Annotated in this window: 12 protein-coding genes; all 12 read left to right on the plus strand. The window is 68.4% G+C overall.

Annotation, left to right across the window (positions count from 1 at the left end):
- The first annotated feature begins 19 nt into the window (after positions 1–19).
- The gene (locus OJ997_RS01135; protein WP_270023149.1) at positions 20–394 is read left to right on the plus strand and encodes a cupredoxin domain-containing protein; all 375 of its coding nucleotides are present in this window, start codon (positions 20–22) and stop codon (positions 392–394) included.
- Complete coding sequence (locus OJ997_RS01140; protein ID WP_270023150.1) at positions 391–861, plus strand: flavin reductase family protein; 471 nt, start codon at positions 391–393, stop codon at positions 859–861. Before OJ997_RS01135 ends, OJ997_RS01140 begins: the two co-directional genes overlap by 4 nt.
- Complete coding sequence (locus tag OJ997_RS01145) at positions 858–1,298, plus strand: hypothetical protein (RefSeq protein ID WP_270023151.1); 441 nt, start codon at positions 858–860, stop codon at positions 1,296–1,298. Before OJ997_RS01140 ends, OJ997_RS01145 begins: the two co-directional genes overlap by 4 nt.
- 95 nt (positions 1,299–1,393) lie before the next feature.
- Positions 1,394–1,756, plus strand: coding sequence for an NADH-quinone oxidoreductase subunit A (locus OJ997_RS01150; RefSeq protein ID WP_270023152.1), 363 nt, complete (start codon positions 1,394–1,396; stop codon positions 1,754–1,756).
- Positions 1,747–2,433, plus strand: coding sequence for an NADH-quinone oxidoreductase subunit B (locus OJ997_RS01155; RefSeq protein WP_308213557.1), 687 nt, complete (start codon positions 1,747–1,749; stop codon positions 2,431–2,433). Before OJ997_RS01150 ends, OJ997_RS01155 begins: the two co-directional genes overlap by 10 nt.
- Positions 2,426–2,938, plus strand: coding sequence for an NADH-quinone oxidoreductase subunit C (locus OJ997_RS01160; RefSeq protein WP_270023153.1), 513 nt, complete (start codon positions 2,426–2,428; stop codon positions 2,936–2,938). Before OJ997_RS01155 ends, OJ997_RS01160 begins: the two co-directional genes overlap by 8 nt.
- Positions 2,926–4,209 (plus strand): NADH dehydrogenase (quinone) subunit D, encoded by a 1,284-nt coding sequence (gene nuoD, locus OJ997_RS01165; protein ID WP_270023154.1) that lies wholly within the window; start codon positions 2,926–2,928, stop codon positions 4,207–4,209. The genes OJ997_RS01160 and nuoD overlap by 13 nt, the downstream gene beginning before the upstream one ends.
- Positions 4,209–4,838 (plus strand): NADH-quinone oxidoreductase subunit NuoE family protein, encoded by a 630-nt coding sequence (locus OJ997_RS01170; protein ID WP_270023155.1) that lies wholly within the window; start codon positions 4,209–4,211, stop codon positions 4,836–4,838. Before nuoD ends, OJ997_RS01170 begins: the two co-directional genes overlap by 1 nt.
- A 2-nt stretch (positions 4,839–4,840) precedes the next feature.
- Positions 4,841–6,193, plus strand: coding sequence for an NADH-quinone oxidoreductase subunit NuoF (nuoF, locus tag OJ997_RS01175; RefSeq protein ID WP_270023156.1), 1,353 nt, complete (start codon positions 4,841–4,843; stop codon positions 6,191–6,193).
- 6 nt (positions 6,194–6,199) lie between these two features.
- Complete coding sequence (gene nuoG / locus OJ997_RS01180; protein ID WP_270023157.1) at positions 6,200–8,800, plus strand: NADH-quinone oxidoreductase subunit NuoG; 2,601 nt, start codon at positions 6,200–6,202, stop codon at positions 8,798–8,800.
- An 83-nt stretch (positions 8,801–8,883) separates the two neighbouring features.
- Positions 8,884–9,909 (plus strand): NADH-quinone oxidoreductase subunit NuoH, encoded by a 1,026-nt coding sequence (gene nuoH / locus OJ997_RS01185; protein ID WP_270023158.1) that lies wholly within the window; start codon positions 8,884–8,886, stop codon positions 9,907–9,909.
- Positions 9,909–10,439: an NADH-quinone oxidoreductase subunit NuoI gene (nuoI, locus tag OJ997_RS01190; protein ID WP_270023159.1), complete on the plus strand. Its 531-nt coding sequence runs from the start codon at positions 9,909–9,911 to the stop codon at positions 10,437–10,439. The genes nuoH and nuoI overlap by 1 nt, the downstream gene beginning before the upstream one ends.
- The last annotated feature ends 1 nt before the right edge of the window (position 10,440 follow it).

Here is a 10,440-nt window from a genome sequence, read left to right on the forward strand (position 1 = left end):
GCGACAGCATAGGAGAAAGATGCGTCTGCGGACCCTTACCCCCGTCGCCCTTGTCGCGATCACGTTCCCCCTCGCCGGCTGCGGCGGCGCGGGCGAGCCCGTCCGCGAGCGCGGCACGGCGTTCACCGTCACCCTCGACGACTACCTGATCCGCCCCCAGCAGCTGCGGGTGCCGAAGGGCAGGGAGCTGACGATGACGGTCGTCAACCGCGGCGGGCTCGGCCACTCGCTGCGCATCCGGGGCGCGACCAAGAACATCCTCGCCTTCGACTTCGTCCGCCCGGGCCAGTCCAAGACGCGGACGTTCAAACCCGCCCCCGGGACGTACACGATGTACTGCGTGCTGGCCAACCACGAGGAGCTGGGCTTGTACGGCAAGCTGACGGTCCGATGAAGGTCGTCGAGCCCCAGCGCTTCCGCGAGGTGATGAGCCACTTCGCGACCGGCGTCACCGTCGTCACCGCCAGCAGCGCCGACGGCCCCGTCGGCATGACCGCCAACGCCGTCTGCTCGCTCTCGCTGGACCCGCTGCTGGCCCTCGTCTGCTTCGACAACGGCTCACGCACCCTGCGGGTCGTGCGCGAGGAGCGCCGCTTCGGCATCAACGTGCTCGCCTCCGGCCAGCAGGACCTGGCGCGGCTGTTCGCCTCCAAGACGCCCGAGGCCGAGAAGTTCGCCGGCGTGCAACACACCGTGCACGAGGGCATCCCGGTCATCGAGGGCACGATCGCCTGGGTCGGCTGCGAGCTCGAGCAGCTCATCCCCGGCGGCGATCACACGATCGGCATCGGCGCCGTGATCGCGGCCGAGCGGGCGAGCGAGCACGACCCGCTCATCTGGTACCGCGGCGAGTACCGATGAAGGACGCCCACGTCTGGATCGGCGCGATCACGGTCGGCGCCAACGCCCTCGCCGCGCTCGTCGGCCTGGTCGCCTGGATCTTCTGGCGCAACCCGAAGGCGTTCTGGCTCCTGCTCCGGCTCGGCCAGGGCCTCGTCGTCCTGTCCGCGGTCGTCGGCGCCGCGCTGCTGCTCGAGGGCCGCGATCTCCCCCGCCTGCACCTCGTCTACGCCCTCACGCCGATCGCGGTCAGTTTCCTTGCCGAGCAGCTCCGGATCGTGACCACGCCGACCTTCTTGGAACAGCGCGGATTGGACAGCGGAAAGGACGTCGCGAAACTTCCCGTCATTGAGCAACAGGCTCTCGTGACAGCGATCCTGCGCCGAGAGTTGGCCGTGATGGCGACCTCCGCGGGCGTCGTCGCGACCCTCGTCGCTCGCGCGCAGCTGTGGCTGTAGGCCATTTTTGGCTCTATTCCGACCATTTCAGTGGGTCTTTAGGTGCGCTTTGTAACTAAGTGACAGACGCGCACAAGGTGCTACAAATCCGAGACGTGATCCGTGCGTACCTGCCGGCGATCGTCTTCGTGGTCCTAGGCGTAGGCCTTGGCGTCGTCTTCGCGTCGCTCAACTCCGTCCTCGGTCCCAAGCCGCGCCACCAGCGCAAGGCCACCGCCGAGCCGTATGAGAGCGGTCTGCCTTCCGAGGTCAAGAAGTCGATGCGCTTCGGCATCTCCTTCTACCTCGTCGCGATGCTCTTCATCCTGTTCGACATCGAGACGATCTTCCTGTTCCCGGTGGCGATGCAGCTCAAGGCCTTCGGGACGTTCGCACTGGTGGAGATCTCGGTCTTCATCGTCTTGTTGTTCGTGGCGTTCGTGTACGTCTGGCGCAGAGGGGCACTCGAATGGAAGTAGTTCGCCAGAAGCTGGGCAGCGGCGACGAGGGCGAGTTCCGCTCCCGCCAGCTCACCGCGCGCCGCATGCTGCACAACGAGCTCGAAGGTGAAGAGCTCGAGGAGTTCGTCGAGCAGCGCCTGCTCACGACGACGCTCGAGAAGGCCGGCAACTGGGCCCGCGGCAACGCGTTCATGCCCGCCACGTTCGGCCTCGCGTGCTGCGCGATCGAGATGATGGCCATGGTCAGCCCGCGCTACGACGTCGCGCGGTTCGGGTTCGAGGCCTTCCGCGCCTCCCCGCGCCAGGCCGACCTGATGATCATCTCGGGCCGCGTCTCGATCAAGATGGCCCCGGTCGTCCGCCGCGTGTACGACCAGATGCTCGAGCCCAAGTGGGCGATCGCGATGGGCGCCTGCAGCTCGTCGATGGGCGTCTTCAACAACTACGCGATCGTGCCGGCCGACAAGTTCCTGCCGGTGGACCTCCACATCCCGGGCTGCCCGCCCCGGCCGGAGGCGCTGATGTACGGCATCCTCAAGCTGCGCAACATGGTCATGGCCAAGCCGGACCTGGGCTGGCGCTCGCGCTACGGCGGCGGCGGCACCGAGGAGTTCGACCCGAAGCAGATCGAGGTCGACCCCAACGAGGTCAACGTGGCGGCGAACACGCTCGGCCGGGCGGGGACCAGTGCCTGACGCGACCGGCCTGGAGCTCATCGCCCAGGAGCTGCGCGAGCGTGACGCGGAGTCGGTGCTGGACACCGTGTACTTCCGCGAGAAGGCGGCGCTGACCGTCACCGCCGGCTCGATCCGCGAGACGCTCGAGTGGCTGCGCACGAAGGGCTTCAACTTCCTGGCGTCCGTGCACGGGGTGGACTACTACCCCGAGGAGCCGCGCCTGGGCGTGCACTACGAACTGCTCGACATGACCGAGGTGGACCGCCTCACGGTCAAGGTGCGCGTGCCGCTCGAGGCCCCGAACGTCCCGTCCGTCACCGAGGCGTGGCCGACCGCGAACCATCAGGAGCGCGAGGTCTTCGACATGTTCGGCGTGATCTTCGACGGGCATCCGGACCTGCGCCGGATCCTCATGCCCGAGGACTACGAGGGCTTCCCCCAGCGGCGTGACTTCCCGATGGGCGGCGAGGCGATCCTCTTCACGCACAACGAGCCGACGAACCCGGGCTGGTGGAAGAAGTGAGCGACGTGACGCAGCGCCCCGGCCAGACGTCGGCCCACCCGGGCCTCAGCTACCGCGAGCTCGAGGAGTCCTCCTACGACGCCGGGTACCTCGAGCACCCCGAGCACGACGAGCTGCTGACCCTCAACTTCGGTCCGCATCACCCGGCCACGCACGGCGTGCTCCGGCTGATCACGACGCTCGAGGGTGAGGTCATCCGGGACATCAAGCCGGTCATCGGCTACGTCCACACGGGCATCGAGAAGAACTGCGAAGACAAGGCGTACTGGAAGGTCATCCCGCTCGTGGAGCGGATGGACTACCTGTCGTACTACTTCAACGCGATGGCCTACTGCGGCGCCGTCGAGACGCTGCTGGACATCGACGTCCCGCCGCGCGCGCAGTACCTGCGCGTCGCGCATCTCGAGCTCAACCGCATCGCCTCGCACCTGCTGTGGCTCGCCACCGGCGGCCTGGACCTCGGCGCCATGTCGGTGTTCTTCTACGGCTGGCGTGACCGCGACAACATCCTGGACCTGTTCGAGATGTCGTCCGGCCAGCGCATGCACCCGCGCTACTTCCAGGTCGGCGGCGTCGCCGAGGACATCCCGTCCGGCTGGGTCAAGAAGGTCAAGAAGTTCACGGCCGAGTTCCCGGCCCGCCTGGACCAGTACGCGGACCTGATCGACAACAACCAGCTGCTGCTCTCGCGCCTGCGCGGCACGAACATCGTCGACAAAGAGACGCTGCTCCAGCTCGGCGTGACCGGCCCGCTGCTGCGCGCCGCCGGCAACCCGTGGGACCTGCGCAAGGCGCATCCCTACTCGAGCTACGACCACTTCGACTTCAAGATCCCGATCGGGACGGTCGGCGACAACTACGACCGCTACCGCATCCGGATGGCGGAGATGCGCGAGTCGCTGAAGATCATCGACCAGGCGCTGGACGGCCTGCCCGAGGGCGACTACATCACCAACGACCGCAAGTACGCGCTGCCTCCGCGGCACGAGCTCGCGACGTCGATGGAAGCGCTCATCCACCACTTCAAGCTCGTGACCGAGGGCTTCCGCGTCCCGCCGGGCGAGGCGTACTACCCGATCGAGTCGCCGCGCGGCGAGCTCGCCTGCTTCGTGCGCTCGGACGGCTCGTCCAAGCCCGCGCGCGTGCACATGCGTGATCCCTCGTTCGTGAACCTGCAGTCGCTGAAGGTCATGACCGAGGGCGAGTACGTGGCGGACATGATCATCGCGCTCGCCATGCTCGACCCGATCCTCGGAGGCATTGATCGCTGATGGCCATCGATCCCACGAAGATCAAGCGCTACGACCACGGCTCGCGCGTCCCCGGCTGGGACGAGTCGGCCGATCTGACGAAGGACCCGGCGGTCGTCCCCGACCCCGCGACCACCTACGTGCCCGAGCCGGTGCGCGAGGCGATCGAGGTCCTGATGGGCAAATACCCGGACGTCCGCTCCGCGGCGATCCCGGCGATGAAGATCGTGCAGCGCGAGCACGGCTGGCTGTCGCCGCAGGCGATGGAGCAGGCCGCCTGCGTGCTGCGCCTGACGCCCGCCTACCTCGTGGCCGTCGCGAGCTTCTACGACATGTTCGAGCTCAAGCCCAAGGGCAAGAACGACGTCTATGTCTGCACCAACATCTCCTGCTCGCTGCTGGGCGCCGACGGCGTCTACGCGCGGATGAAGGACGAGATGGAGGGTGACCCCGACTTCAACGTGCGCGCCTTCGAGTGCCTCGGCGCGTGCGAGATCGCGCCGATGGCGTCCGTCAACGGGGTCTATGTGGGCCCGCTGACCGAGGACGACTGCGCGCAGATCCGCGAAGACCTCAAAGAGGGCCGCGAGGTCCTCCCCGACAAGCAGCTGGCGAAGCGCAAGGCCGCCTCTAAGCACTGGAAGCGATAGAGATGCTCGCGAACATCGACACGATTCTCTTCAAGGACATCGACGAGCCCGGCCTCAACACGCGTGAGGTCTATGAGCGGCGCGGCGGCTACGAGATGCTGCGCAAGGCGCTCAAGATGGAGCCCGGCGAGGTTCTCGACGAGATGCTCGCGTCGGGCGTCCGCGGTCGCGGCGGTGCCGGCTTCGCGATGGGCCGCAAGATGTCCTTCATCCCCAAGGGGACGATGGACAAGTACCTCGTCTGCAACGCGGACGAGTCCGAGCCCGGGACCTTCAAGGACCGCGAGCTGATGCAGAAGAACCCGCATCTGCTCATCGAGGGCATCATCATCGGCGCCTACTGCATCGGCGCCACGCGGTCGTTCATCTTCATCCGCGGCGAGTACGACTACGTCGCCGACATCCTCGACGCGGCGGTCGCCGAAGCCCGCGCGGCCGGCTACCTGGGTGAGAACATCCTCGGGTCCGACCACACGATCGACCTGGTCGTGCACCGCGGCGCCGGCGCCTACATCTGCGGGGAGGAGACCGCGCTGCTCGACTCGCTCGAGGGCAAGCGCGGCAACCCGCGCCTGAAGCCGCCGTTCCCGGCCGTCCAGGGTCTCTACCAGGGCCCGACGCTGATCAACAACGTCGAGTCGTTGATGAACGTCCCGGTGATCCTGAACATGGGCGGCGCCGAGTTCGCCAAGATCGGCACCGAGACCTCCACGGGCACGAAGCTCGTCTCGATCTCCGGCCAGGTCAAGTACCCGGGCAACTACGAGATCGTCCTCGGCACCAAGACGCGCGACATCCTCTTCGACCTCGCCGGCGGCCCGCTCGACGGACGCACCTTCAAGGCGTGGTTCCCGGGCGGCTCGTCCTCCCCGGTGATGCCGCTCACCGAAGAGGTGCTGGAGATGCCGTACGACTTCGACTCGATCGCGAAGGCCGGCTCGATGCTCGGCTCCGGCGCGATCATCGTCTTCGACGACTCCACCTCGATCGTCGACGTCTGTTACAAGACCGCGCACTTCTACCGCCACGAGTCGTGCGGCAAGTGCTCGCCCTGTCGCGAGGGCTGCAACTGGACCGAGAAGATGCTCGTCCGGATCAAGAACGGCGACGCGACCCCGATGGACCTGGACATCATCGAGTCCGTCTGCAGCCAGATCATGGGCAACTGCCTGTGCGTGCTCGGCGACGCGATGGCGATGCCGGTGTCCTCGATGATCAAGCACTTCCGGCCGGAGTTCGAGGCCTACATCGAGGCCAAGCGCGAAGAGGCCGGCTTCGGCGTCTCCATCCCGCAGGTCAACCGCGGCGCGCACGCCGGCCCGGGCCCGCTCCTCTCCCCCGCACAGGCTGCCTAACCAGAAATGCCGCGCCCAGTCGTCAAAGAGATCACCTTCACGCTCGACGGTCGTGAGGTCACGGCGCCCGAGGGCATGATCCTCGTCGACGCCGCCAACCAGTTCGGCGACGTCGAGATCCCCGTCTTCTGCTACGAGCCCAAGCTCGGCCAGCCCGTCGGCGCCTGCCGCATGTGCCTGGTGGAGATCGAGGGCATCCCGAAGCTCCAGACCGGCTGCTCGACGCCCGTGCGCGACGGCATGGTCGTCAACACGCAGACGCAGCGCGTGCACGAGGCGCAGCGCGCGGTGGTCGAGTTCCTGCTCATCAACCACCCGCTGGACTGCCCGGTCTGCGACAAGGGCGGCGAGTGCCCGCTGCAGGACATCACCTACGGGTGGGGTCCCGGGACGAGCCGCTTCATCGAGCCCAAGCGCCACTTCAAGAAGCCGCTCGAGCTCTCGCCGCTGATCGCGATCGACCGCGAGCGCTGCATCCTCTGCTACCGCTGCGTGCGCTACTCGCAGGAGGTCAGCGAGGACTACCAGCTCGTCCTCCAGCAGCGCGGCGCCGACTCCTACGTCTCCACGTTCGACGGCCACCCGTACGTCGCGCCGTTCTCGGGCAACATCATCGAGCTGTGCCCGGTGGGCGCGCTGACGTCCCGCGCGTACCGCTTCCGCGCGCGTCCGTGGGACATCGAGGGCGCCGGCACGATCTGCGCGGGCTGCCCCGCCCAGTGCAACGTCGAGCTCACCGTCCGCGACGAGCGCGTCCTGCGTGTCCTCGCCCGCGACAACGAGAACGTCGACGACGGCTGGCTGTGCGACAAGGGTCGCTTCGCCTACCAGGCGGTGCACTCGGACGAGCGCATCACCACGCCGCTCGTGCGCGAGGGTGACGAGCTGGTCCCCGCGAGCTGGGACAAGGCGATCGAGGTCGCCGGTGCCGCGCTCGAGAAGGCCGGCGCCAAGGCCGCGGCCATCGCGGGTGGCACGACCACCAACGAAGAGGCGTTCCTGCTGCAGGACCTGTTCCGCGGCAAGCTCGGCTCGAGCCACCTCGCCACCCGTGCGGGCGGCGAGCAGCCCCTGGACGTCGTGCGCGCGCTCGCCGACCCGAAGCTGCAGGCCACGGTCCCGGACCTCGAGTTCGCCCACACCGTCCTGCTCGTGGACTGCGACCCGATCGACGAGGTGCCGGTCTGGGACCTGCGCATCCGCAAGGGTGTGCGCCGTCACGGCACCAAGGTCGTCGTCGCGTCCGCGCGCCCGACCGCGCTCGATCCCAGCGCCGCCGCCACGCTGCGCTTCGCGCCGGGCGGCGCCGAGGCCTTCCTGGTCGCGCTCGACGCCGCGCTGAGCGGCGACACGGGCAACCTGGGCGGCGCCGCGTCCGCGGCCGGCTCGAACGCCACCGCGGTCTCCGAGTTCGCCGACGCGCTGCGCGCGGCCGGCGAGGAAGTCGTGATCGTCTACGGCGAGCGCGCGCTGCGTGGCTCCGCCGGGCGCGCGATCCTCAACATCGCCTCCCGCCTGAACCTGGCGAGCATCGCCAACGCCGGCATCCTCGAGCTGCCCGCCTCGCCGAACGGCCGCGGCCTGCGCGAGGCCGGCTTCGCCGCCGGTCACGGCCCAGGGTTCGCGTCCGTCGCCACCCCCGGCCACGGTGGCGAGGAGATCGCCGCCGGGCTCGCGAGCGGCGACCTGCAGACGGTCTGGCTGCACCACGTCGACCCGCTGCGCAACTACCCGAACCGTCCCGCGTGGGAGAAGGCGCTCGCCGGCGCGCAGACCGTGATCGCGGTCGAGTCGCAGCTGACGGACACCGTCGCGCAGTTCGCCGACGTCGTCTTCCCCGCCGAGGCCTACCCCGAGAAGGACGGCACGCTCACGCATCCGGACGGCCGCGTGCAGCGTCTGCGCCAGGCCGTCGGCCACCCGCGCGGCGCCGGCAACACGCCCGGCTCCGGCGTGCGCCCGCTCTGGCAGGTCATCTCGGACGTCGCCCGCGCGGTCGGCTTCGACGAGGGCGCCGCCCTGGCCGGCTCGCAGGTCTCGCAGCGCCTGTTCGAGGCCGTGCCGTTCTACACCGGCCTGACGCTCGACGCGATCGGTGGCCGCGGCCTGCGCTGGCAGGACGAGGCCACGTTCGATGTCCCGGCCTCCGAGCCCGGGGCGCTGGATGTCCCGTCCGGCCTGCCCGCCAAGAGCGAGGCGGAGCTGCGGCTCGGCACCTTCCGCCCGCTGTGGGCGGCCAAGGAGGTCGACATCGCGCCGGCGCTGCAGTTCATCCGCGCCAAGCAGGTCGTCGAGCTCTCGCCCGCCGACGCGGACGCCCGCGGCATCCGCGAAGGCGATCGCGCCGAGGTCGGCAACGGCACGCGCATCCCGGCGACCGTGCGCATCCGCGCCGCGATCCCCGCCGGCAGCGTCTTCCTCGCCGAGGGCATCGCCGAGCACAACTCGAACGTCCTGACGCACGGCATCGTCGAGGTGCGCCGGGTCGGCCCGGGCTCCACCGAGCCGTCGTCGCTTCCGATCCAGTCGCAGCCCGCCGTCGAGGGCCTGGCCGAGATGCCGCCCTCCGCAGGCCTGCCGATCCCGCCCCGGGAAGTGGCCGAATGACTCGCGCTGCGCGCTCGCATTCGGTGACGGGAACTCGCCTGGCGGCTCGCTCCCGCCGCGTCCTCGAAGGGATTTCTCGCTAGATGCCCGTCTTCGGTGAAATCGGCTACTACGAGCCGTGGTGGATGCAGCTGGCCAAGGCTGTAGCCATCTTCCTCGTCGTCTTCAACATGGTGCCGCTGGCGCTGCTGGCCGACCGCAAGCTGCTCGGCCGCTTCCAGAACCGCTACGGCCCGACGCGCGTCGGGCCCTTCGGCGCGCTGCAGGCCGTGGCCGACATCGGCAAGCTGCTGTTCAAGCAGCAGTTCGTGCCGCAGGACTCGCGCAAGTGGCTGTTCATCGTCGCCCCGGTGATCTCGATGGTCACCGCGGCCGCCACGCTCGCGATCATCCCGTTCTCGGACACCGTCGACATCTTCGGCACCAAGACGGGCCTGTACGGCGTCGATCCCTCGATCGGCATCCTCTTCGCCTTCGCCTTCGGCGGCATCGCCTTCTACGGCCTGATGCTCGGCGGCTGGTCGTCGAACTCGAAGTACTCGTTCCTCGGCTCGATGCGCTCCGCCGCCCAGCTGATCTCCTACGAGATCGCCCAGGGCCTCTCGATCATCGGCGTGATCATGATGGTCGGCTCCCTGTCGCTCGTGGACATCGTCCAGTGGCAGGAGGAGCACTTCTGGCTCTTCGGCCCGCAGTTCGTCGGCTGGCTCATCTTCCTGGTCGCCGGCTTCGCCGAGACCAACCGCCCGCCGTTCGACCTCCCCGAGGCCGAGGCCGAGCTCGTCGGTGGCTACTTCACCGAGTACGGCGGCGGCCGCTTCGCCGCCTTCTTCGCCGCCGAGTACCTGAACATGGTCGTCGTCTCGCTGCTGTTCACGACGATCTTCTGGGGCGGCTGGGACGTGCCGCTCTGGGATCAGCCCAATTGGATCGAGCCGATCGTCGTGCTCCTGAAGATGTGGGTCTTCATCTTCTTCTTCATCTGGGTCCGCGCGACGCTCCCGCGTCTGCGCTACGACCAGCTGATGTCGTTCGGCTGGAAGATCCTGCTGCCGCTGGCGACGCTCAATGCCCTTGTCACTGCAGTCCTCGTGGTGGTGCTCGACTGATGCCTTATGACCCCGGTGACGACGTCATCGTCATCCACCAGCCCCGTGAGGGTGCTGCGTCCGGGACGTTCCGCGCCTTCGCCGCGACGCTGAAGGGTCTCAAGACGACCTTCGCGCGCGTGCCCGAAGGAACGATCACGATCAACTACCCCGAGGAGAAGACGCCGGTCTACCCGCGCTTCCGGGGCCGGCACAAGCTGCACCGGTTCGAGGACACAGGCCTCGAGAAGTGCGTCGGCTGCTCGCTGTGCGCCGCGGCCTGCCCCGCGGACTGCATCCGCGTGGTGGCCAACGAGAACACGCCGGACAACCGCGTCAGCGCCGGTGAGCGCTACGCGGCCGTGTACGAGATCAACCTGTCGCGCTGCATCTTCTGCGGCTACTGCGAGATCGCCTGCCCGTTCGACGCGATCACGCTCGGCCACGACTACGAGATGGCGGACTACAACCGGTCCGACCTGATCTTCACCAAGGAGATGCTGCTCGCCGAACCGCTCGAGCGCACTCCGTTGCGCACGGCTGATGAGTAGC

The sequence above is a fragment of the Solirubrobacter phytolaccae genome, from assembly GCF_027587195.1.
GTDB lineage: Bacteria > Actinomycetota > Thermoleophilia > Solirubrobacterales > Solirubrobacteraceae > Solirubrobacter > Solirubrobacter phytolaccae.

Excerpts from the sequence above, each read along its gene's own strand:
- OJ997_RS01135 (WP_270023149.1), top strand. The coding sequence starts at position 20 with ATGCGTCTGCGGACCCTTACCCCCGTCGCCCTTGTCGCGATCACGTTC.
- OJ997_RS01140 (WP_270023150.1), top strand. The coding sequence starts at position 391 with ATGAAGGTCGTCGAGCCCCAGCGCTTCCGCGAGGTGATGAGCCACTTC.
- OJ997_RS01145 (WP_270023151.1), top strand. The coding sequence starts at position 858 with ATGAAGGACGCCCACGTCTGGATCGGCGCGATCACGGTCGGCGCCAAC.
- OJ997_RS01155 (WP_308213557.1), top strand. The coding sequence starts at position 1,747 with ATGGAAGTAGTTCGCCAGAAGCTGGGCAGCGGCGACGAGGGCGAGTTC.
- OJ997_RS01170 (WP_270023155.1), top strand. The coding sequence starts at position 4,209 with ATGGCCATCGATCCCACGAAGATCAAGCGCTACGACCACGGCTCGCGC.
- nuoF (WP_270023156.1), top strand. The coding sequence starts at position 4,841 with ATGCTCGCGAACATCGACACGATTCTCTTCAAGGACATCGACGAGCCC.
- nuoG (WP_270023157.1), top strand. The coding sequence starts at position 6,200 with ATGCCGCGCCCAGTCGTCAAAGAGATCACCTTCACGCTCGACGGTCGT.
- nuoH (WP_270023158.1), top strand. The coding sequence starts at position 8,884 with ATGCCCGTCTTCGGTGAAATCGGCTACTACGAGCCGTGGTGGATGCAG.
- nuoI (WP_270023159.1), top strand. The coding sequence starts at position 9,909 with ATGCCTTATGACCCCGGTGACGACGTCATCGTCATCCACCAGCCCCGT.